Source organism: Pseudomonas sp. MM211 (assembly GCF_020386635.1).
Taxonomy (GTDB): Bacteria; Pseudomonadota; Gammaproteobacteria; order Pseudomonadales; family Pseudomonadaceae; genus Aquipseudomonas.
Genome location: NZ_CP081942.1, coordinates 967,766 through 989,886, shown reverse-complemented (window position 1 = coordinate 989,886; position 22,121 = coordinate 967,766). Strand labels below are relative to the sequence as shown.

Sequence of the window (22,121 nt, the reverse complement as noted above, 5' to 3'; positions counted from 1 at the left end):
AGCATGAGCGAAAACCAAACGTACGACTCCAATAACATTAAGGTTCTTAAGGGCCTGGATGCCGTACGCAAGCGGCCTGGCATGTACATCGGCGACACTGATGACGGCAGCGGTCTGCACCACATGGTCTTCGAGGTGGTCGATAACTCCATCGACGAAGCCCTAGCGGGGCATTGCAGCGATATCACCATTACCATCCACCCGGATGAGTCGATCAGTGTGCGCGATAATGGCCGTGGTATTCCGGTCGATATTCACAAGGAAGAAGGCGTCTCTGCTGCCGAGGTCATCATGACCGTGCTGCACGCCGGCGGTAAGTTCGACGACAACAGCTACAAGGTTTCTGGCGGCCTGCACGGCGTGGGTGTTTCGGTGGTCAACGCCCTCTCCAAAGAGCTGGTGTTGACCATTCGCCGCAGCGGCAAGATCTGGGAACAGACCTACATTCACGGTGTGCCACAAGCACCTATCGAGGCTGTTGGTGACAGCGATACCACAGGTACGCAGATTCACTTCAAACCGTCCGCAGACACCTTCGCCAACATTCACTTCAGCTGGGACATTCTGGCCAAGCGCCTGCGCGAGCTGTCGTTCCTGAACTCCGGCGTTGGCATTCTCCTGAAGGATGAGCGTACTGCCAAGGAAGAGCTGTTCAAGTATGAAGGTGGCCTGCGTGCATTTGTTGAATACCTGAACGTCAACAAGACTGCCGTGAACCAGGTGTTCCACTTCTCCGTACAACGCGATGATGGCGTTGGTGTAGAGGTGGCGTTGCAGTGGAACGACAGCTTCAACGAGAACCTGCTGTGCTTCACCAACAACATTCCTCAGCGTGACGGTGGTACCCACCTGGCGGGCTTCCGCTCGGCGCTGACGCGCAACCTGAACAACTATATCGAGCAGGAAGGTCTGGCCAAGAAACACAAGGTCGCCACCACCGGTGACGATGCCCGTGAAGGCTTGACCGCGATCATCTCGGTCAAGGTTCCAGACCCAAAGTTCAGTTCGCAGACCAAGGACAAACTGGTCTCCTCCGAAGTGAAAACCGCGGTCGAGCAAGAGATGGGCAAGTTCTTCTCTGACTTCCTACTCGAGCATCCAAACGAAGCCAAGCTGATCGTCGGCAAGATGATCGACGCTGCCCGAGCCCGTGAAGCCGCGCGTAAAGCCCGTGAGATGACCCGCCGTAAAGGCGCGCTGGATATCGCAGGCCTGCCAGGCAAACTAGCCGACTGCCAGGAGAAAGACCCAGCCCTCTCCGAACTGTACATCGTGGAGGGTGACTCCGCGGGCGGTTCTGCCAAGCAGGGCCGTAACCGAAAGACCCAGGCGATTCTGCCGCTCAAGGGCAAGATCCTCAACGTCGAACGTGCGCGTTTCGATCGCATGATTTCCTCTCAGGAAGTCGGCACGCTGATCACCGCTCTGGGCTGTGGCATCGGTCGCGAGGAATACAACATCGACAAGCTGCGTTACCACAACATCATCATCATGACCGATGCTGACGTCGACGGTTCGCACATCCGTACCCTGCTGCTGACCTTCTTCTTCCGTCAGTTGCCTGAGCTGGTCGAGCGCGGCTACATCTACATTGCTCAGCCACCGCTGTACAAGGTCAAGAAGGGCAAGCAGGAGCAGTACATCAAGGACGACGAGGCCATGGAGGAATACATGACCCAGTCGGCGCTGGAAGATGCCAGCCTGCACGTCAACGAAGCCGCTCCGGGCCTATCGGGTACTGCCCTGCAGGAGTTGGTCGGCGATTACCGGACCGTGATGAAGACCCTCAAGCGTCTGTCGCGTCTGTACCCAATGGAGCTCACCGAGCACTTCGTGTATCTGCCGGGCGTAAGCACCGAGCTGATGGCTGACAAAGCCTCTATGGAAAGCTGGCTGGCCCTGTTCGACGCCCGCCTGAAAACCATGGAAAAGTCTGGGCTGGCTTACAAAACCAGCCTGCGCGAAGACACCGAGCGTCACCTGTGGCTGCCTGAGGTCGAGCTGGTTTCACACGGCAACTCCAGCTACATCACTTTCAACCGTGATTTCTTCACCAGCAACGATTACAAGACCGTCACCAGCCTGGGCGACCAGCTGAACAGTCTGCTGGAAGAAGGCGCTTACGTGCAGCGTGGCGAGCGCAAGAAGCCGGTCACCACCTTCAAGGACGCCCTGAACTGGCTGATGACCGAAAGCACCAAGCGTCACAGCATCCAGCGATACAAAGGTCTTGGCGAGATGAACCCGGATCAACTGTGGGAAACCACCATGGATCCTGAGGTTCGTCGCATGCTCAAGGTACGTATCGAAGACGCCATCGCCGCGGATCAGATCTTCAACACCCTGATGGGCGACGAAGTAGAACCGCGCCGCGACTTCATCGAGACCAACGCCCTGGCGGTGTCCAACCTCGACGTTTGATGTCATTCGGTAGTGCATAAAAAACCCGGCCTTGAGCCGGGTTTTTTATTATTAATCAGCTATTTACTGATCGATAAGCGAGCCCTTCACGCCCACCAGTAGCGCACCATATGGAAGAACACTGGGGCGGCGAAGCACACTGAGTCGAGGCGGTCGAGCATGCCGCCGTGGCCTTCGATCATATGGCCCCAGTCTTTCACGCCGCGATCGCGTTTGATCGCCGACATCACCAGGCCACCGGCAAAGCCGAGCAGGCACACCAGCAAGGCGAACAGGCCGGCCTGCCAGAAGGCGAACGGGGTGATCCAGTACAGCGAGGCGCCGATCAGAGTGGCCAGTGCCACGCCACCGAAGAAGCCCTCCACGGTCTTCGACGGCGACAGGTTGGGGGCAATCTTGCGTTTACCGGCCAGCTTGCCGCAGACGTACTGCAGCACGTCTGATATCTGCACGACAATCACCAGCCAGGCGATCAACAGCAGGTTGCGGCCCTCGTAGCCGGCGATCTCCAAGGTCAGCAGCGCCGGTACGGTGGATATGCAGTACACGGCAATCATCAGCCCCCACTGCACCTTGGAGGTACGCTCCAGGAAGCGCGTGGTATCGCCACCCAGCGAAGACAGGATTGGCAGCAGCAGGAACAGGTAGACCGGAATGAAGATGGCGAACAGGCCGTACCAGCCGATACCGATCAGCAAGTACTGCATCGGCAGCGCGAAGTAGAACGCGGCGATCAGTGCGGGGTAGTCGCTGCGCCGCGTTGGTGTCAGGGTCATGAACTCGCGCAGGGCATAGAACGACACGCAGTAGAACAGCACCACCACGCCGATATTGCCGAACAGAAAGGCAAAGCCGATCACCAGCACCATCACCCACCAGGCATTGATGCGGGCGTTGAGGTTGTCGATGACCGCGTGCGGGCCTGGGCCGGCGCGTCGTTTCAGCAGCCAGCCGACCAGGCTGGCGAGGAGCAGGATGCCGCCAATGCCGGCGAACAACAGCAAGGTATTGCGATCCATCTCAAACCTCCTCGGGAGCCAGGGCCAGCAGGGAATTACGCGCGCGTTCGAGGAAGGCGTCTTTGCCCTCCTCTTCGCCCATGCCCAGTGGTGCGCCGAAATTCAGCGTGCATAGCAGCGGTAATGGCAGGGCTCGGCCTTTGGGCATTACCCGGTTGAGGTTGGCGATCCATACGGGGATCACTTCAACGTCCGGGCGCGCCTTGGCCAAGTGGTAGAGACCGCTCTTGAATGGCAGTAGGCCGTCCTCGAGGTTGCGGGTGCCTTCCGGGAAGACGATCAGCGAATCGCCCTCGCCCAGCGCATCGATCATTGCCTGCAGTGGATTGGCGCTGGTGTCGCTGCGTTGGCGGTCGACCAGCACGCCATTGAACACCCGCTGGATCAGGAAGCTGCGCAGCGTGCCCTTCATCCAGTAATCCGAACCGGCTACCGGGCGGGTGCGTTTGCGCAGTTCGGCGGGCAGCGACGCCCAGAGCAGCACGAAGTCGCCGTGGCTGCTGTGGTTGGCGTAGTAGATGCGCTGCACCGGCTGCGCGGTACTACCGAGCCACAGGGCCCGGGCACCGGTGAGCAGGCGCGCGCCGGAGGTGATGAAAAAGGCGACCAGGGACGCAAGCATGGATATTTCCTTATCCGAATCGAACCTGTGAAAGCCATGGCATCAGCACGATGGCCGCCAAGGCAACGAGGAGTTGCAAGTTGAACCAGAGTATCTGCATCCGCAGCAGGCGCAGTGCACCTTGGCTGCGTTGTTGCCAGGAGCGCGAACTGTCGCTGACCTTGCGGCCTAGCATGAGGAGCGCTTGATCGAGTTCCGCAGTGCGCCTGTCGAGTTGCTCAGGTGCCGCGGCGAGGCTGCTGAATAGTTCGGCATCCAGGGCCACCCGCAGGGCGTAGTACTTTTGCAGCAGGCCGCAGACCAGCAAAAGTACGCACACTGCGCCTCCCGTGGTGAGCGCCATGAAACCAAGCAAAGGCCCTAGACCAATGATCAGAGCCAGCAGGGTCAACGCGCTGGATAGATGGTCGATGGCCTTGCCGCGGCGCAACAGTCCAGCGACCAGTTGCAGGTGCATTTCACTGGCCATGCAAGGCGCCTCCCGAAATGGCCGCCGGTTGGCTCAATATGCCCTCCAGCGCCTGTAAATGAGCGTTTCCCAGCACAGCCTGTGGGCGGGCCTGGCGAAGCAGCGAAACGGCCTCTGCGACGCTCGTGCAACGGCCACTGTGCAACAGCCAGGCGGCGATCGCGGTAGCGCTACGTGAGTAGCCCAGTGCGCAGCACACCAACACGGGGCCGTGCTGGCGAAGATCGTCGATGGCCACTGCCGCCTGCAGGCAATGCGCGGTGCTCGGGGCGATCAGATCGAGGCAGGCCAGCTCTCGGTAGGGTTTGTCCTTAACACGGCACGGCAACTCGGCACACAGGTCGGCGATTGCCGCAAAAGCCTGCTCTTCTCCCCGTCCGGGAATGCGTCCGAGCCAGACGCCGTCGGCTACCTCGTCGGGTTGCGGGTGCTTGCGTGTCCAGGCCCGCGAGTTGATCCAGGCGGCGGCCAGATAGGGGGCCAGCAGCCAATTGCTGGCAGCACTGAGACGACCGTCGGCACGCTTTTGGAAACCCTGTGCATCGAACAGTGCGTAGTTCAGCGCCACCATCAGCAACGACAATGCCGGCCACAGCAACCATAGAGCGAAGCCACCGAAGTGCATCGCCAGCGCACTGCACAGCGCCGCACCGAAGGCGTAGCGCAAGGCCAGCCGCCAGCGCTGCGGATCACGGGCCAGGCGCCAGGCGAACAGTGGGCTGCGCCCTTCGCTGGGCCATAGCCACAGGCACAGGAAGCCGGCGAGCATGCCAGTCGGCACGTCGATGAAATGATGCTGCCAGGTGGTCAGTACCGAAAGGCCGATCAGAGCGAACCAAACGTGCAACACAACACGCCATATACCAACCGCCGAATGGGCAAAGCAGGCCCACAGCACCACCAGCAGGGTGATGTGTAGCGACGGTGCCTGATTGAAGGGTTTGTCGAAACCCATCAGCACGTCGAACATCAGCCCGAACAAACCGTCCAGCGCCGGACGGTCGAAGGTGAAACGCAGCGGCCAGAGCAGGAAGCAGCTGATGCAGATCACCTGAGCGGTCAGCAGCCGCAAGCCGAGCCGATCCACTGCACAACGGGTAGCCGGCAGCAGGAAGGCCAGGCCGTAGAGCAGGTCGATCGACCAGTAGGGAATGATCGTCCAGGGCCACAGGGGAATCTGCCGCTCCCAGGCGAATACCAGGCTGCCGACGTCATCGCGCTGGCCGGTGAACCAGTTGGCGAAGCCGTAGGTGCCGAAGAACAGCGGCGCGAGCAGTAGCAGCCAGAGTACGCCGCGCTTCCATAACCCGCTCTCGCGGATGACCGCGGCGGGCGTCATCAAGACACCCGCTGGGCCAGGGATACGCTGAAGATGCCCCACTCGTCGATGCGCTGGGTCAGTTTGCGAAAGCCGGCAGCCTCCACCAACTGATCCATTTCTGCCTGACTGCGGCGGCGCATCACCCAGGCCTGGCCGTCACGGTGGCTGGTCAGCGCGCGGGCGATCAGCTCCAGCTGCGGGTGCCAGGGCTGGCCGGTATAGATCAGGTAACCGCCCTCTTCCACGGCTGCCGCCAGGCCTGCCAGCGAGTCGCCGATCATCTGGTTGCTGCCGAACAATTCATAGAGGCCGGAGACTACCGCCAGCGTCGGCTTCGGATCCAGCGCAGCCAGGTCGGCCTTGTCGAAGGCATCGCCTTTGACGAAGCGAGCGATGCTGCCCAGGCCCTTCTGCTCGATCAGCGCTGCACCGTCGCGCACGTTGATGTCGCTGTAGTCACGCAGCAGGATCGAGTCGGGCTTTTCGGTACCCTGCTCCAGCGCCTCGAGGATATAGCGGCCGTGGCCGGCAGCGATATCGACGATGCGTACCTGGCGATCCTGCTCACGCAATTTACCCATGGCCAGGCGCAGCAGTTCTTCGGCGTGCACCTTGCGCTGACGAATGCCCCGCCAGCCGATGGAGTTCAGGTAGTTGCGATCGATCAGCCGGCCCACTGGCGAGCTGCCGGTGGGCGTATTGCGGTACACGTAATCCAGGGTACTGCCGGAATCGAAACCGGTGTCGAAGCCCAGTTTCACGCCCGCAGACACACTGCTGCCGAGCCTCATGCTGGCCCGCGTGGCGCGCCAGTAAAGATCCCGAGGCGAGTTTTTCGGCAGCGGCGCCGCCAGTTCTTCGGCCTCGGCGCAACTCCAGCCCAAACGATCGGCATCCAGCAGAGAGGGCCTTTGCAGCGGCCCTTCGAAGGTCTTCAGGACGAAACGGCGAATGCGCGTGAGGGCATGGGAACGATCACGCTCGCCCAGGGTGTCGTGGAAGAACCCGGGGAGGATGTGCATTTCCTTGTCCAGGCTACCCAGACGATGGAAGAACTGCTCCTGGGGTTTGCGGTGCACCACGAAATCGCTGCCGGAGATCAGCAACTGGGTGGGGATCTGGATCGCCTGCGCGTCGGCGACCACGCGTTCGGCGGCGTCGTACAGGCCCAGCAGCATGTTCACCGAAATGGCGCGGGTGATCAGCGGGTCGTTGTCGAACGAGGCGATGCGTTGCGGGTCGTGGCTGAGGAACTTGGCTTTGACGTAGCTGTTGACGAAGAAATTGCCGCGCCAGGCGCGCATCAGCTTCAACCCTGGCCGTGCGAACGGTACGTACAGCTTGACCTTGAAGGCTGGCGAGGCAAGCACCAGCGCGCGGATCTTCGGGGCGTAGTCGTGTGCCCAAGTAGAGATGATCACCGCGCCGACGCTTTGCGCCAGTATCACCATGTCTGCGGTATCGATGCCGTGGGTATTGGCGATGTGATCGATGAAGGTCTGCACATCGCGCACGCTGGTGGCGAAGCTCGGACTGTCGCCGCGCGCGCCCGGTGATTCGCCGTGGCCGCGCGCGTCCCAGGCGAAAAAGTCGAAACCCTGCAGGCCCAGTTCCTCGACCAGATGGGCCATGCGCCCGCCGTGTTCGTGGCCGCGATGAAACATGACGATGGCGCGGCGTGGCGAGTCTGGCTGTGCATCCACAGCAGGCCAGTGACGGTAGAACAGGCTGACGCCGTCGTGGGTCGTGAAGGTATTCGAGCGAGCTTCTGTCATTGGAGCATCCTTATTCCACAGTGGGGGAAGCCGCTTGCGCCAAACCCTGGCGTACGCGGTTGTATAGCGTGTACAGCAGCAGTGCGGTGATGACCGCCAGAATCGGATTTATCCAGCTCAGTGGCAGCAGCGCGGTGGCGACACCGGCACCGAGTACGCCGAAGCAGAAGGCGCGATCGCTTTTGCCCATTGGGCCGTCGTAGCGGCGCGAGGCGCCGACCATGGGGCCCATGACGCCGGCGTATTCGGTGATCAGCGCGGCGATGACCAACAGCACCACCAGCACGGGAGAAACCCCGGGCGACAGCGCGAAGGGCAGGAACAGCGCGGCATCGGCAATCACGTCGCAGAGTTCGTTGAGGTACGCACCGAGCGTGGACTGCTGGCCGAATTCACGGGCGAGCATGCCGTCCACCGCGTTGAGCGCCATACGCAGCAGCATCCACAGCGGGATCAGCGCGAACAGCCAGAGGCGATCGGGAAAGATGGCGAGTAGCAGGCCGATCAGCACCGACACGATGGCAGCGCTCAGCGTGACCTGATTGGCGGTCACGCCACGGTCGAAGAGGCGCTGCACCAATGGGCGCAGCAGGTTTTGAAAGCGGGGTTTGAGCTGGTAAATCGAAAGCATGTTTGGAACTCCATTCCTTCATGTTTCTTAGAACCTGCCCAAAGCCCCGCTGCGCATCGGCCCTGCTGCGTTAAAAACAGGCTCTAGCTCGCGAGACCTTGAACAGGTTCTTGGATTGACGCCAGCTTAGCCGGTTGAGCACCCACTAAGCGATACGCCAACGTGATGGTTGTCATGTTGCCGCATGAAAACTTATGCCCAATTTATCGACATTTCAGGTACCGATAAAAATCCAGTTTTATCAGTACCTTGAGAGGGCTATTTAAATTTTAGGATAAAACCTTCAACAGGTTATCCACAGATCGTGACGGCTCAGGCGAGATCGTTGGCTGTCTCTACGGCGGTGCTCTGTGGATCGAGTGCACCGAGTTCTTGCTGCGCCTGACTGACCCACGCGAAAGCACGGTCGTTGAGGTTGGCAATCGCTCGTGGGCCTTCGCCTTCGGCAAACAGCGGCGGGCCGAATATCACCTGTATGGTGCCGGGCTTCTTGCCCCAGCCTTCCTTCGGCCAGAATTGCCCGGCGTTATGCGCGACAGGCAGTACGGGTAGCTTGCTGTTAACCGCCAACGCGGTGCCACCGCGAGAAAACTTGCCGATCTGGCCGTCCGGAATGCGTGTGCCTTCCGGGAATACCAGTACCCAGGCACCCTGCTCCAGGCGTGCGCGGCCCTGGCTGGCGAGTTGCTTGAGTGCGGCTTTGGGGTTGCTGCGATCAATGGCGATCGGCTTGAGCATGGCCATCGCCCAGCCGAAGAACGGCACGTACAGCAACTCGCGTTTGACCACCTGGCTCAACGGCTCGAAGTAGGCACACAGGAAGAAGGTTTCCCAGGTGCTCTGGTGCTTGGCGAGGATCACGCAGGGCTGATCGGGAATGTTTTCCTGGCCCTTGATCTCGTAGCGGATGCCAGCAACCACCTTGGCCAACCAGACGGCGCAGCGGCACCAGTTCTGCACCACGAAACGATAACGCGCCCGGAATGGCAGGAACGGCGCGACGAACACGCTGATGATGCACCAGACGAACGAGCTGGAAGACAGCAACAGATAGAAGAGGAAGGTTCTGAAGAACTGCACTGTCGACATGTGAGCAATTACCGTTGCAGGCCTGGCCTGCGCTATCAAGTGAGAAGCTGTGCGGCGACCGCCGCCAGATCATCGAATACCAGCGTATCGGCTGGCAGTGGCTTGGCCAGGGTACGAGCACCCTTGCCGGTTTTCACCAAAACGGGCTGACAGTCGACGGCGTGCGCGGTTTGCAGGTCACTGCCGCTGTCGCCGACGAACCAAACGCCCTGCAGCGATACACCATAGTACTTGGCGATCTGCAGCAGCATGCCGGGTTTCGGTTTGCGGCAATCGCAGCCGTCATCCGGTCCGTGCGGGCATTGCACGATCAGGCCGATTTCACCGCCCTGCTCTGCCACCAGCTCGCGCAGCCGCGTGTGCATGGAATCGAGCACCGCCAGCGGGTAGTAACCGCGGGCGATACCGGATTGGTTGGTGGCCACTGCCACCGTCCAGCCCGCTTTGCTCAGACGGGCGATGGCCTCGATGGAGCCCGCGATCGGGATCCATTCGTCGAGGCTTTTGATATAGGCGTCGGAGTCATGATTGATGACGCCGTCGCGGTCGAGAATGATCAGCTTCATAGCTGCAAGCTCCAAGCCTCAAGCTGCAGACCAAAGCTGCTACTTGCAGCTTGTGGTGTGCAGCTTGTGACTGCTTTAGCCGAGCACGGAGATATCGGCGACGCCCAGGAACAACCCGCGCAGACGCGCCAGTAGCGCGTAGCGGTTGGCACGTACCTTGGGGTCTTCGGCATTCACCAGCACCGCTTCAAAGAAGGCGTCTACCGGTTTGCGCAGCGAGGCCAACTGCGCCAGCGCTTCGCGATACTGCCGCGCCTGGGCCAGCGGTTGCACGGCGTTGTCGGCCTGCTGGATGGCGGCGTTGAGGGTGAACTCGGCCGGCGTATCGAAGTAATGCGCCTCGATGCTCGTGGCGATCAGACCGTCGGCCTTGCCCAGCAGGTTGGACACACGCTTGTTGGCGGCGGCCAGGGCCTCGGCTTCCGGCAGCTGGCGGAAAGCCTGAACGGCCTGTACGCGCTGGTCGAAGTCCAGCGGCGACAGCGGGTTCACCGCACGCACGGCCTGGTACACGGAGACATCCACGCCTTCGTCTTCGTAACGCGCACGCAGGCGATCGAAGATGAAGTCGAGCACCTGTGGCGCCAGACCCTGTGCCTTGATCTTGCCGCCGTACTGACGCACGGCGAAGTCGACGGTGGCACCGAGATCCAGATCCAGGCCTTTCTCGATCAGGATACGCAGCACGCCCAGTGCCGCACGACGCAGGGCGTAGGGATCCTTGCTGCCGGTGGGCAGCATGCCGATACCGAAGATACCGACCAGGGTGTCCAGCTTGTCGGCCAGCGCTACGGCAGCACCAGTCAGCGTGCTCGGCAGTTCAGCACCGGCACCGCGCGGCATGTATTGCTCGTTCAGCGCTTGGGCAACGTCTTCTGGCTCACCGTCGTTCAGGGCGTAGTAGTAACCGGCGATGCCTTGCATTTCCGGGAACTCACCGACCATTTCACTGGCCAGGTCGCACTTGCTCAACAAACCGGCGCGGGCGCTACGCTTGGCGTCACCGCCAATCCGTTCGGCGATGAAGCCGGCGAGGGCCGAGATGCGCTGGGCTTTGTCGTAGACGGTGCCGAGCTGGGCCTGAAAGACCACATTGGCGAGGCGCCCGTTGAAGCTTTCCAGCTTCTGCTTCTTGTCCTGCTTGAAGAAGAACTCGGCGTCGGTCAGACGTGGACGCACCACCTTCTCGTTACCGGAAACGATCTGCGCCGGGTCTTTGCTCTCGACGTTGGCCACGGTGATGAAGCGCGGCAGCAGCTTGCCGTTGGCGTCCAGCAGGCAGAAGTACTTCTGGTTGTCCTGCATGGTGGTGATCAGGGCTTCCTGCGGCACTGCCAGGAAGCGCTCCTCGAAGGAGCACACGAGCGGCACCGGCCATTCGACCAGGGCACTGACTTCCTCGAGCAGGGCGGGCGGCACGATGGCGGTGCCCTGTTGCTCGGCAGCCAGTTGTTCGATGCGCTTGGCGATCAGCGTGCGGCGCTCGGTGGCGTCGGCGATCACGTAGGCGGCGCGCAGCTCCTGGGCGTACATTGCAGGTGCCGAAATGCGCACTTCATGGTTGGCATGGAAGCGGTGCCCGCGCGATACGCGGCCGGCCTTTTGGGCGAGGATTTCGCAATCGATCACCTGATCACCGAACAGCATGATCAGCCACTGGGTCGGACGGACGAACTCGGTTTTGCGGGCACCCCAGCGCATGCGCTTGGGAATCGGCAGCTCGTTCAGCGAGGTTTCCACGATGCCCGGCAGCAGGCTCGCGGCGTTCTGCCCGGCAATGTGCTGGCTGAACTTCAGCTTCGGCCCACTCTGGTCGATCTCGGCCAGCTCCACGCCACACTTCTTGGCGAAGCCCAGGGCGGCCTGGGTCGGGTTACCGTCGGCGTCGAAGGCGGCCTGCAACGGCGGGCCATCGAGGTTGACGGTGCGATCCGGCTGCTGGGTAGCGAGTTGCTCGACCAATACCGCAAGGCGGCGCGGCGCGGCGTAGTAACGCACGCCGCTGTAATTCAGGCCGGCAGTCTTGAGGCCTTTTTCGACACCTGCCAGGAAGGCTTGGCCGAGGGTTTTCAGGGCTTTGGGTGGCAGTTCTTCGGTGCCCAGTTCAACCAGAAAATCGAGTGCACTCATTCTGCTGCCTCCAGCTTGGCCAGTACTTCATCACGCAGATCGGGGGCGGCGAGCGGGAAGCCGAGTTTGCGGCGCGCCTGCAGATAACTCTGGGCTACGGCACGGGCCAGGGTGCGCACGCGCAGGATGTACTGCTGACGTGCGGTCACCGAAATGGCGCGGCGCGCGTCAAGCAAATTGAAGGTATGCGAGGCCTTGAGCACCATCTCGTAGGTCGGTAGCGGCAGTTCCAGCTCGATCAGACGATTGGCTTCGCTCTCGTAGAAATCGAACAACTCGAACAGCTTCTCGACGTTGGCGTGTTCGAAGTTGTAGGTCGACTGCTCCACCTCGTTCTGGTGGAACACGTCGCCGTAGGTGACCTTGCCGAACTGGCCGTCTGCCCACACCAGGTCGTACACCGAATCGACGCCCTGGATGTACATGGCCAGGCGCTCGAGGCCATAGGTGATTTCACCGGTAACCGGGTAGCACTCGATGCCGCCGACTTGCTGGAAGTAGGTGAACTGGGTGACTTCCATGCCGTTGAGCCAGATTTCCCAGCCCAGACCCCAGGCGCCGAGGGTCGGCGATTCCCAGTTGTCTTCGACGAAACGGATATCGTGCACCAGCGGATCGATGCCGATGGCCTTCAGCGAACCCAGGTACAGCTCCTGGAAGTTCTCCGGATTCGGCTTGAGTACTACCTGGAACTGGTAGTAGTGCTGCAGGCGATTGGGGTTTTCACCGTAACGGCCGTCGGTCGGGCGACGCGAAGGCTGCACATAAGCGGCGTTCCAGGTTTCCGGGCCGATGGCACGCAGGAAGGTGGCGGTGTGGAAGGTACCGGCGCCTACTTCCATATCGTAGGGTTGCAATACCACACAGCCTTGCTCGGCCCAGTATTGTTGCAGGGCGAGGATCAAGTCCTGGAAGGTGCGCACGGCAGGCGTTGTCTGGCTCACGAAAAATTCACCTGTTAGGGCTGCGACAGAAAGCCGGGGAGTATACCCGAAGCAAGGCGCAGCCCGCATGCTGCGCCGTCTCTACAGACCAACGCACCACCCCGGCGGTGGCACTCTGCTGGCGAGTGCAGCTAGCTGCACGAAATACCCTGCCAATAATAATCAGTCGCGTTAAAATGCCGGTTTTCCTGCGTTCGTCCGTCTTACTTAGAGATGTGGCGATTTTGCCTACGGGCATCGCAGATGCTCGTGTCGTTTGCAGGGCTGCATCATTTTATCTACGGACAGCACCACGGTGGCAGGCCTGCCTCGCAGGCGGTCTGGCCGTGTTCATGACAATAAGCAGGGTAGTATCGATGAAAGAGGGATTTCGCCAGTCCATGGCCTGGCTGCATACCTGGACGGGGCTGGTGGTTGGCTGGGTGCTGTTTTTCGTGTTCGTGACCGGCACTGCCGGTTACGTGGACGATGAGATCACCCGCTGGATGCAGCCCGAGCGGCCGCTGCAGGTACGCGTCGAGGGCGTGGAGCGCAGCGAAATGCTCGAGCGCGGCCTCAAGCGCCTGGAGCAGGTCGCCAGCAATGCCAAGAGCTGGACTATCACCCTGCCGCATACTTCGCTGCGCCCGCGTGGCGAGCAGGGCCTGGCGATTGCCTGGGAAGACCTGCCCGAGCGTGGTCATGATTTCGGTCGGCGCGGTCGTGAAGAGCTGAACGCCGAGACCGGCCTGCCGCGCCAGGAAGTCGAGCCGCGCGCCACCGGTGGTGGCGACGCCCTGTACGAGATGCACTACATACTGCATTACATGCCCTACAACGTGGGCATCACCATCGTCGGCGTGTGCACCATGCTGATGCTGCTGGCGATTCTCACCGGGGTCATCACCCACAAGAAGATCTTCAAAGACTTCTTCACCTTCCGCCCTGGCAAGGGGCAGCGTTCCTGGTTGGATGCCCACAACGTGATCAGCGTGATGGCGCTGCCGTTCTTCCTGATGATCACCTACAGCGGCCTGATTTTCTTCGTCTTCAACTACATGCCGGCCGGTGCCGCCGCGGTGTATGGCACCGGAAACCTGCAGCAGCGCGCGTTGTTCGATGACCTCTTTGCCCGCGACAAGCGCGAGCATCTGCCCGCCAGCCGGCCACAGGTCTCGCTCGAGGAACTGGTGCAGCGCGCTGAAGCGCAATGGCCCGATCGCGGCGTGTCGAGCCTGACCATCAGCCAGGTGAAGGGCGAGCCAGCGCGTGTCGACGTGCAGCGGATCATCGGCGACTCTGTGAACATCTATGACCCGGTGATGCTGAGCTTTGCTGCTGCCGATGGCCAGTCGACGGTCTATCCGGACAAGACCCACGGCGCCGGCAAGACCCACCGCATGCTGATCGGTTTGCATGAGGGATTGTTCGCCGACTGGTGGTTGCGCTGGCTGTACCTGATCGCCGGCCTGCTCGGCTGCGGGATGATCGGTACCGGGCTGGTGCTGTGGACGGTCAAGCGGCGCAATCAGCACCTCAAGCGCAACGACGCTGCGGCGCTGTTCGACGCTTACGGCCTGCGCCTCGTGGAAGTGCTCAACGCCGGCACCCTGGTGGGGCTTCCGGTGGCGGTGGCCGCCTACTTCTGGGCCAACCGGCTGTTGCCGGTGGGCATGGGTGATCGCGCGGACTGGGAGATGCACTGCCTGTTCCTGACCTGGGGCTGGCTGTTCCTCTATGCCTCGCTGCGACCGCTGAAAAAGGCCTGGCTGGAGATGGCCTGGATGGCGGTGGCGGCCTACGGGCTGATCCCTGTGATCAACGCCCTGACTACCGACCGCCATCTGGGCGTGACCCTCGTCGAGGGTGACTGGGTGCTGGCCGGATTCGATCTGAGCATGTTCGGCCTGGCCGCGCTGTTCGCCTATGGCGCCATGAAGATTCGTCGCCGCTGGCTGAAGGCCGATGCGGCGGCTGCGTTGTCGGGCAAGGAGGCGCTGGCATGAAAGAAGGTTCTATGGCGCGTTATCGTTGGTTGGTCGTCTCGCGAGTGCTGGCTGCGGCGCTGGGTGGCTATGCCCTGACCTCCGCGCTGACCGTGTTGTTGTCGCTGGTCTGGCCGCTGCCGAAAAGCCAGGCCGTGCTGGCCGCCACGATGCTCAGCTTTACCCTGTATGCGGTGGCGGTGATCTGGGTGTTCAGCGTGCGTAGCGTGACCCGTGCCTGGCTGGGCATGCTGATCCCCACCGCGGTGATCGCATTGCTGTGCTGGGTGTTGCAATCGGGAGGTGCGGCATGAGCCTGAATCTCTCCATTCTGCTGGCGAGCCTCGGTGGCTTCATCGCCCTGGCGTTGGCGATGGAAAAACACTGCAAGCATCTGCTGCGCCGCGTGCTGTCACCGCTGTGGATGCAGGTACTGCGCGCCGCAGGCTGGTTGCTTTTGGCTCTGGCATTGGGCCTGAGCCTCAGTCACTGGGGCGTGAGCGTTGGTGCGGCGGCCTGGCTGGGCTGGTTGTCGGTCGCCGGTATCGTGTTGGTTTTCTACCTGCCAAGGTGGCCATGGCAGCCGTCACCGGGCAAGGCCGCGCCACGCCGCGAGAAGAAGCCTAAGGTGGTCGAGAGTCTCGTCGCACAGCCCGTCGAACGCCTGCACTGGATGCGCCGCGGGGCGACCGGCGTGTTGCTGCTGGTGCCCGTGGCGGTGGTCGGCCTGTTGCTCAGTGCTTCGCCGAAACCGCTGCACAGCGATGAAGCCGTGCAGGGTCAGGTCGGCCCTTGGTCGTTCACTCTGGCCGAGGCGCAACGCAAGGCGCCGCACCGTGTGCTGGGCACGCCGTTCAAGGCCTTCGAAGTACGCTTCTGCGAAACCTGCGATGACCAGATCCGCGCGGCCTATCTGAAAATCCGCAAGCCACGTTCACTGCGTGCAGCGGGCCTGGTGTTTTCTGGCAACCGCTGGGATCGCTGGGTGGAAATCCAGATTCCCGCCAAGGCCACACTCAGCGATCAGCTGTGGCTGACCGTGGAAGGCAAGGACGGCAGCGTGCATCACGCGGCGGTGGATATCGACAAGGTATCGCCCGAACTGGCGGCGTTTCTCGAACGCGAATCCTGAGTGACGGATGTGTAGGGGCCTATAGTTCCCACGCTCTGCGTGGGCATTCATCCTGTGGCGCTCCGCGCCACGATTTGCGAGCTCGGATAACGATGTACGGACGCAGAGCGTCCTGCCAATGCATTACCACGCAGAGCGTGGGAACGATCAACTGCTTCCCGGATTTCGCTGCGCTCTACCCAGGCTACAAGAGTCGGCGCTGGCTCACTCGTAATCGATCCCCGGTTATAGTCTGCCCTCGCCCATCGCCGAGCCGACTGCCATGCCTCGCTGTTTCTGGTGTAACGACGACCCGCTCTATCAGGCCTATCACGACAGAGAGTGGGGCGTGCCGTCCCGCGACCCACAGCATTTGTTCGAGATGCTGCTGCTCGAAGGTGCCCAGGCCGGATTGTCATGGATTACCGTGCTGAAGAAGCGCGAGCGCTATCGTCAGGTGTTGTTCGGTTTCGATGCCGAGCGTCTGGCGGCGATGAGCGATGACTACATCGAAACCCTGATGCAGGGCCCCGGCATCATCCGCAATCGTCTCAAGCTGCAGGCTGCGCGCAAGAACGCTCAGGCCTGGCTGCGCCTCGACGATCCGGTGGCGCTGCTCTGGTCGTTTGTCGGCGGCACGCCCAAGGTCAACCATTTCAGCGGGCGCGCAGATGTGCCAGCGGTGACGCCCGAAGCCGAAGCCATGAGCAAGGCGTTAAAGAAGGCCGGTTTCACTTTCGTCGGATCGACCATCTGCTATGCCTTCATGCAGGCCACCGGCATGGTCATGGATCACACCCGCGATTGTGATCGCTACGCAGAATTGCAACAGGAGGCACGCCCTTGAGTACGACCATCGACACTCTGGAACAACTGCAGGCGCTATACGGCGAGGCCCACGAGCGCTCGCTGCGCAAGGAAATCCCCTACCTCAGCGAGCCCTACCAGGCGCTGGTCGCCGCGTCGCCTTTCGTGGTGCTCGGCACCCACGGCCCCGACGGGCTGGATTGCTCGCCGCGGGGCGATGCGCCGGGCTTCGTGCGGGTTGTCGACGAGCGCACCCTGCTGCTGCCGGATCGCCCGGGCAACAACCGCATCGACAGCCTGCGCAATATCATCCACGACCCCCACGTGGCGCTGCTGTTCCTGATTCCCGGGGTCGGCGAGAGCTTTCGGGTCAACGGTCGCGCCACGATCTCTGTAGAACCGGCACTGCTGGAACAGTGCATGGCGCAAGGCAAGCTGCCGCGTAGCGTGCTGCGTATCAGCGTGGACACTTGCTACTTTCAGTGTTCCAAGGCGGTTGTGCGCTCCGGCCTGTGGGAGGCAGAGCGGCATGTTGAACGCTCCAGCCTGCCGTCGGCAGGCGATATCCTCAAGGCGGTCATGGATCCACAATTCGATGTGCAGGCCTATGAACGTGAGTTGCAGGAACGCCTGAAGACCAGGCTTTACTGAACGCCTCCTCGTTTCTGCGCATGTATGTAACAGCCACGCTGGTCCGAGGCGGTTACAATGCGCTCCCTTTTTCTGACGGGAGCAGCTTGTGGAAAAGCTCAAAGGCGCGTTGGTAGTCGGTTCCCTGCGCTTGTTCGCCCTGTTGCCATGGCGTGCGGTGCAGTCGCTCGGCGCGATGATCGGCTGGCTGATGTGGAAACTGCCATCGGGCTCGCGCGACGTGGTGCGCATCAACCTGGCCAAATGCTTCCCTGAATTGACTGCCGCCGAGCACGACAAGCTGGTCGGCCGCAGCCTGATGGACATTGGTCGCACGCTGACCGAAAGCGCCTGCGCCTGGGTCTGGCCGGCGCACAAGTCGCTGGCCCGGGTGCGTGAAGTCGAGGGCCTAGAAGTGCTCGAAGCCGCTCTCGCCTCTGGCAAGGGCGTGGTCGGCATCACCAGCCACCTGGGCAACTGGGAAGTGCTCAACCACTTCTACTGTTCGCAGTGCAAACCGATCATTTTCTACCGCCCACCAAAGCTCAAAGCTGTGGATGATCTGCTCCGCGAGCAGCGCGTGCAGCTGGGCAATCGCGTGGCGCCGTCGACCAAGGAAGGCATCCTTAGCGTCATCAAGGAAGTCCGCAAGGGCGGTTCCGTTGGCATCCCCGCAGACCCTGAGCCGAGCTTGTCGTCCGGGATGTTCGTGCCCTTCTGCGGCACCGTGGCGCTGACCAGCAAGTTCGTGCCGGGCATGCTTGTTGGGCACAAGGCGGTTGGCGTGTTCCTGCATGCGCTGCGTCTGGAGGATGGTTCGGGTTACAAAGTGATCCTTGAAGCCGCGCCGGAAGGTATGTACAGCGAAGACACCTACACCGCCGTGGCGGCGATGAGCGCCGTGGTGGAGAAGTACGTGCGCGCTTACCCCAGCCAGTACATGTGGAGCATGAAACGCTTCAAGAAGCGCCCTGAAGGTGAGGCTCGCTGGTACTGAAAGCCAAGGTGCCTCGCAATGAGGCCCGATGGGCTGGGCGTAAGCAGAAAATTGAGTTATTAACAGGGCAAATCTTTTTGCACGAGGCTGTTCAGGACATGTCCGCCAACCAGCGCCAGTATCCCCGCACACCGATGAAGTGCCGCATCAAGATCTGCCATCCGAGTTTCGGTGAGCTGGTCGCCCAGACTCGCGATCTTTCCGATGGCGGCGTTTACGTCCGGCATGAGGATTTGGCGGTGCTGGAGCTCGGTACGCGGGTGACCGGTCAGGTGCAGGACATGCCCTTCGAAGCACCGATCCTGGAAATGGAAGTGATGCGCGTCGACCCCGATGGCGTGGGGCTGCGCTTCGTCCGCGACTGACTGCTTTGCGCTGCAAGTTCCCTGCGTGCCCACCTCTGCGTGGGCACGCTGCTTTCACGCTTGTTGAATGAGTCGTGGTGTTTTTTTCATCGCTGAGTGCGGGTTTTCTCCGAGTTATCCGTCTTTGTAGATGAACCACCACTTTTCTTGCCCGTCGCTGGCGTCGGGCTTCTTGTTCAATCCCGTGAAAAGGAGTTCCCATGACCCCGTTCCGTGGCCGTCACGCCGCTTCCCTTGCCCTGCTGCTGGGCACTACTTTGGCCCTGCCCGTGGCCCAGGCCGAGTACCTGTGGATCGAGCGTGGCGCGGCCCCGCAAGCCAAGGCTTACCTGAGTGACTTTCAGCCTACCGAACAGCTGAGCCTGGGCAAGCTGCTGGAGCCGAGCATCAAGCAGGCCGATGGCAAGAACGCTGCGCTGCGCGCCAGTGGTGACGCCTACCCGATCGCCGATAGCGGTCAGGGTGATCTGCGCGTCAGTGCCAAGTTGCCGGAAGGCGACAACCTGGTGATCTACGAAGCCAAGGCCGGGCGCAGCGAGACCAAGGCGGTCAATGACCTGGAACTAGTGCCGACCGAGCCCAACGGCAATGCCTTCAAACTGCACTGGAAAGGCACCGTGGTGTCGGCCTCGCAGGTCAACGTCTACACCTCCGAACAGTGGACGCGCACCCTCAAGCCGGATGCCGAAGGCGTTGTGACCCTCGACCCCTCCTTCCCTGCCCGCTACGTGTTGGAAGTGACTGCCCAGGTCAACGGCGCCGCCACCGTCGACGGCAAGCGCTACGACAGCGTGGTGCACGTGGCGACCCTGTCGTTCGAAGTGCCGCGCCAGTAAGGCCTTGCCGAGAACGATTGGCTGGCCCTGGCTCGGATCGTTCCTCACGCCCTGCGTGGGAATGCCTTCTGGGACGCTGCGCTTCCGCTGTTGAGTGCCGCCGGTTAACCAGCAAATTTGGTGGGCTAAAGCCCACCCTACCTAGCGTACGCCCCCGTAGGGTGGGCTTCAGCCCACCAGCTTGGTTCGTCCCCGCCCCGTTGAGAAGGCCTCAGTGCGCCTCGTTCACTGCGCTGAGGAAGCTCTGTGTACGTTCCTGCTGCGGGTTGCCGAACAGTTCGGCCGGGGTGCCCTGTTCATGGATACAGCCCTGGTGGAAGAAGCACACGCGGTCGGCGAACTCGCGGGCAAAGCCCATTTGGTGGGTGACCATCAGCATGGTCAGCTTGTGCTCGCTGCCCAGACGGCGGATGACGTTGAGCACTTCGCCGCATAGCTCGGGATCGAGGGCCGAGGTCACTTCATCGAACAGCATCACCTTGGGGCGCATGGCCAGGGCGCGAGCGATGGCAACGCGCTGCTGTTGGCCGCCGGAAAGCTGCGACGGGTAGTGCTCGAGCTTGGCGCCCAGGCCGACCATGTCGAGCAGCTCCCGAGCGCGCTCGCTGGCTTCGCGCTTGTTCATGCCGAGCACCTGTACCGGCGCTTCGATGACGTTCTGCATGGCATTCATGTGCGGGAACAGGTTGAAACTCTGGAACACCATGCCGATCTTGCCGCGCACCTTGCGCTGATGGCCGGCGCTGGCACGTACCAGCCTGCCGTCGCGGCCAGGCATATGAGTCAGCGGCTGATCATCGACTTCGATCACCCCTTCGTCGATGTCTTCCAGGGTCATCAGGGCCCGCAGCAGCGTGGATTTTCCCGAGCCGCTGGGGCCGATGATGGCGACCTTCTCGCCAGCGGCGACTTCCAGGTTCAGGTGATTGAGTACGGTCAGGTTGCCGTAGCGCTTGGTCACGTCGGTGAAACGTACGATGGGCTGTGACATGGCGGGAATTCCGGCAGCGTTGGGGGAAAGATGCGGGGCGTTCATCGTGGCGCCTCCTCCATACGGTCTTCGAGGCGGCGCACGCACCAGGCGAGGCCGAGGCTGAGCAACAGAAAGAACAGGCCAACCATGGTGATCGGCTCCAGGTAGCGGAAACTCTCCGAACCAATGTTCTTGGCCTGCTGCATGATTTCCACCACGGTAATGGCTGACAGCACCGGGGTGTCCTTGAGCATTGCCACCAGGTAGTTGCCCAGGGCCGGCAGGATCGGTCGCAGCGCCTGGGGCAGGATGATGTTGCGGTAGGCGCTCAGCGGCGACAGATTGAGTGCGGTGACCGCTTCCCACTGCGCCCGCGGCACGGCGTCCAGGCCGGCGCGATAGACCTCGGCGGTGTAGCAGGCGTAATGCAGGGCGATACCGAGAATGCCTGCCTGCAAAGCGGTGAGGTTGAGCCCGTAATTGGGGAATACGTAGAACAGGAAGTACACCTGGATCAGCAGTGGCGTGCTGCGGATGAACTCGATCAGCCCGGTGGCTGGCCAGGATAGCCATACCTTGCGGCTGCGCCGTGCGATGGCCAAGAACAGGCCCAACACGATGGCGATGGCGAAACCACCGAAGGTGATCAGCAGGGTATTGAGCGAGGCCTGCAGCAGTTGCGGCAGGATGCTCCAGGCGAATGCCCAGTCGAAGAAATTCATGACAGGCCTCCGCGCATGCGGCCACGGGCCAGGCGTTTTTCCAGCCGGCGCATGCCCAGGTTGATCGCCTGGGCCATGACGAAGTACATCAGCAGCGCCAGGCCGAAGATTTCCAGGGTCATGAAGGTCGCCTGATCCAGCTGACGAGCACGGAAGGCCAGGTCAGACAGGGTGATCAGCGACACCAGCGAGGTGTTTTTCAGCAGCTCGATGAGCAGGTTGGTGCCCGGAGGAATCGCCGCCAGCAGCGCCTGCGGCAAGATGATTCGGTAGAAGCGCTTGGCGGGCGACATGTTCAGTGCCTGGCACGCCTCGTACTGACCCTTTGCCACGGAGCGAATGGCGCCACGCATCACTTCCGCACCATAGGCGCCGATGTGCAGGCCGAGGCCGACGATGGCCACTGCGTAGGCGCTCATCTCGACGTTGAACGGCGGCATCGGCAGCACGAAGTACAGCCAGAACAGCTGCACCAGCAACGAGGTGCCGCGGAACACTTCGATATAAGCGATGGCCAGCCAGCGTAGTGGGCCGATGGGTGAAAGCCGGCCAAGCGCGGCGATTACCGCCGAGACGACGGCCAGCAGCGAGCCCCAGAAGGTGATCTGTACGGTCACCCAGGCGCCTTGTAGCAACAGTGGGAGGAGATCGCCCATCAATGCAGTCCTATGTGGCGAAGGAAACTCGAAAATGCATTGCCCGTCCGCGCAAGCCGCTCGCGGGCACGCC

Annotated in this window: 22 protein-coding genes; 9 read left to right on the top strand and 13 right to left on the bottom strand. The window is 61.8% G+C overall.

Features of this window, described 5'->3' with window-relative positions; translation table 11 throughout:
• Positions 1–3: 3 nt before the first annotated feature.
• Positions 4–2,421, top strand: coding sequence for a DNA topoisomerase (ATP-hydrolyzing) subunit B (gene gyrB, locus K5Q02_RS04430; RefSeq protein ID WP_225836781.1), 2,418 nt, complete (start codon positions 4–6; stop codon positions 2,419–2,421).
• Positions 2,422–2,507: 86 nt separating this feature from the next.
• On the opposite strand, the gene K5Q02_RS04425 is transcribed toward gyrB, so the two are convergent.
• From K5Q02_RS04425 to glyQ, 10 genes are all read right to left on the bottom strand, one after another.
• A complete protein-coding gene (locus tag K5Q02_RS04425; protein ID WP_225836779.1) occupies positions 2,508–3,440 on the bottom strand; it encodes a phosphatidate cytidylyltransferase in 933 nt (310 codons plus the stop codon).
• Position 3,441: 1 nt separating this feature from the next.
• Positions 3,442–4,062, bottom strand: a complete 621-nt coding sequence (locus K5Q02_RS04420; protein ID WP_225836768.1) for a lysophospholipid acyltransferase family protein — start codon at positions 4,060–4,062, stop codon at positions 3,442–3,444.
• 10 nt (positions 4,063–4,072) lie between these two features.
• The gene (locus K5Q02_RS04415) at positions 4,073–4,519 is read right to left on the bottom strand and encodes a hypothetical protein (RefSeq protein ID WP_225836766.1); all 447 of its coding nucleotides are present in this window, start codon (positions 4,517–4,519) and stop codon (positions 4,073–4,075) included.
• Between the two features lies 1 nt (position 4,520).
• The gene (locus K5Q02_RS04410; RefSeq protein ID WP_225836763.1) at positions 4,521–5,870 is read right to left on the bottom strand and encodes a phosphatase PAP2/dual specificity phosphatase family protein; all 1,350 of its coding nucleotides are present in this window, start codon (positions 5,868–5,870) and stop codon (positions 4,521–4,523) included.
• On the bottom strand, positions 5,870–7,627 hold the full coding sequence (locus tag K5Q02_RS04405; protein ID WP_225836761.1) for a bifunctional alpha/beta hydrolase/class I SAM-dependent methyltransferase: 1,758 nt from the start codon (positions 7,625–7,627) through the stop codon (positions 5,870–5,872). Before K5Q02_RS04405 ends, K5Q02_RS04410 begins: the two co-directional genes overlap by 1 nt.
• A gap of 10 nt (positions 7,628–7,637) precedes the next feature.
• On the bottom strand, positions 7,638–8,258 hold the full coding sequence (locus K5Q02_RS04400; protein WP_225836758.1) for a CDP-alcohol phosphatidyltransferase family protein: 621 nt from the start codon (positions 8,256–8,258) through the stop codon (positions 7,638–7,640).
• 312 nt (positions 8,259–8,570) lie between these two features.
• Positions 8,571–9,347 carry a lysophospholipid acyltransferase family protein gene (locus K5Q02_RS04395; protein WP_225836756.1) on the bottom strand — a complete coding sequence of 259 codons (777 nt, stop codon included), beginning with the start codon at positions 9,345–9,347 and terminating at the stop codon, positions 8,571–8,573.
• 35 nt (positions 9,348–9,382) lie between these two features.
• The gene (gmhB, locus tag K5Q02_RS04390; protein WP_225836753.1) at positions 9,383–9,913 is read right to left on the bottom strand and encodes a D-glycero-beta-D-manno-heptose 1,7-bisphosphate 7-phosphatase; all 531 of its coding nucleotides are present in this window, start codon (positions 9,911–9,913) and stop codon (positions 9,383–9,385) included.
• Positions 9,914–9,988: 75 nt separating this feature from the next.
• Positions 9,989–12,043 carry a glycine--tRNA ligase subunit beta gene (gene glyS, locus K5Q02_RS04385; RefSeq protein WP_225836750.1) on the bottom strand — a complete coding sequence of 685 codons (2,055 nt, stop codon included), beginning with the start codon at positions 12,041–12,043 and terminating at the stop codon, positions 9,989–9,991.
• Positions 12,040–12,987, bottom strand: a complete 948-nt coding sequence (glyQ, locus tag K5Q02_RS04380) for a glycine--tRNA ligase subunit alpha (protein WP_225836748.1) — start codon at positions 12,985–12,987, stop codon at positions 12,040–12,042. The genes glyS and glyQ overlap by 4 nt, the downstream gene beginning before the upstream one ends.
• 356 nt (positions 12,988–13,343) lie before the next feature.
• Between glyQ and K5Q02_RS04375 the strand changes: the two genes are divergently transcribed.
• From K5Q02_RS04375 to K5Q02_RS04340, 8 genes are all read left to right on the top strand, one after another.
• Complete coding sequence (locus K5Q02_RS04375; RefSeq protein WP_225836746.1) at positions 13,344–14,972, top strand: PepSY-associated TM helix domain-containing protein; 1,629 nt, start codon at positions 13,344–13,346, stop codon at positions 14,970–14,972.
• Positions 14,969–15,265, top strand: a complete 297-nt coding sequence (locus K5Q02_RS04370) for a DUF3649 domain-containing protein (RefSeq protein ID WP_225836744.1) — start codon at positions 14,969–14,971, stop codon at positions 15,263–15,265. The genes K5Q02_RS04375 and K5Q02_RS04370 overlap by 4 nt, the downstream gene beginning before the upstream one ends.
• Positions 15,262–16,083 carry a DUF3325 domain-containing protein gene (locus tag K5Q02_RS04365; RefSeq protein ID WP_225836742.1) on the top strand — a complete coding sequence of 274 codons (822 nt, stop codon included), beginning with the start codon at positions 15,262–15,264 and terminating at the stop codon, positions 16,081–16,083. Before K5Q02_RS04370 ends, K5Q02_RS04365 begins: the two co-directional genes overlap by 4 nt.
• Positions 16,084–16,345: 262 nt before the next feature.
• Positions 16,346–16,909: a DNA-3-methyladenine glycosylase I gene (locus K5Q02_RS04360; RefSeq protein ID WP_225836741.1), complete on the top strand. Its 564-nt coding sequence runs from the start codon at positions 16,346–16,348 to the stop codon at positions 16,907–16,909.
• Entirely contained in the window at positions 16,906–17,520 is a 615-nt protein-coding gene (locus K5Q02_RS04355; protein WP_225836739.1) for a pyridoxamine 5'-phosphate oxidase family protein, read from the top strand. The genes K5Q02_RS04360 and K5Q02_RS04355 overlap by 4 nt, the downstream gene beginning before the upstream one ends.
• An 88-nt stretch (positions 17,521–17,608) precedes the next feature.
• Entirely contained in the window at positions 17,609–18,496 is an 888-nt protein-coding gene (locus K5Q02_RS04350) for a lysophospholipid acyltransferase (RefSeq protein WP_225836737.1), read from the top strand.
• A 98-nt stretch (positions 18,497–18,594) separates the two neighbouring features.
• Positions 18,595–18,861 carry a PilZ domain-containing protein gene (locus K5Q02_RS04345; protein ID WP_225836736.1) on the top strand — a complete coding sequence of 89 codons (267 nt, stop codon included), beginning with the start codon at positions 18,595–18,597 and terminating at the stop codon, positions 18,859–18,861.
• A 200-nt stretch (positions 18,862–19,061) separates the two neighbouring features.
• Positions 19,062–19,697, top strand: coding sequence for a hypothetical protein (locus K5Q02_RS04340; protein ID WP_225836735.1), 636 nt, complete (start codon positions 19,062–19,064; stop codon positions 19,695–19,697).
• A gap of 211 nt (positions 19,698–19,908) precedes the next feature.
• On the opposite strand, the gene ehuA is transcribed toward K5Q02_RS04340, so the two are convergent.
• From ehuA to ehuC, 3 genes are read right to left on the bottom strand one after another with little or no spacing between them, the layout of a single operon-like run.
• Positions 19,909–20,688, bottom strand: a complete 780-nt coding sequence (gene ehuA, locus K5Q02_RS04335) for an ectoine/hydroxyectoine ABC transporter ATP-binding protein EhuA (RefSeq protein WP_092371912.1) — start codon at positions 20,686–20,688, stop codon at positions 19,909–19,911.
• A 41-nt stretch (positions 20,689–20,729) separates the two neighbouring features.
• Positions 20,730–21,392 carry an ectoine/hydroxyectoine ABC transporter permease subunit EhuD gene (gene ehuD, locus K5Q02_RS04330; protein WP_225836733.1) on the bottom strand — a complete coding sequence of 221 codons (663 nt, stop codon included), beginning with the start codon at positions 21,390–21,392 and terminating at the stop codon, positions 20,730–20,732.
• Positions 21,389–22,048 (bottom strand): ectoine/hydroxyectoine ABC transporter permease subunit EhuC, encoded by a 660-nt coding sequence (gene ehuC, locus K5Q02_RS04325; RefSeq protein WP_225836732.1) that lies wholly within the window; start codon positions 22,046–22,048, stop codon positions 21,389–21,391. The genes ehuD and ehuC overlap by 4 nt, the downstream gene beginning before the upstream one ends.
• Positions 22,049–22,121: the final 73 nt, after the last annotated feature.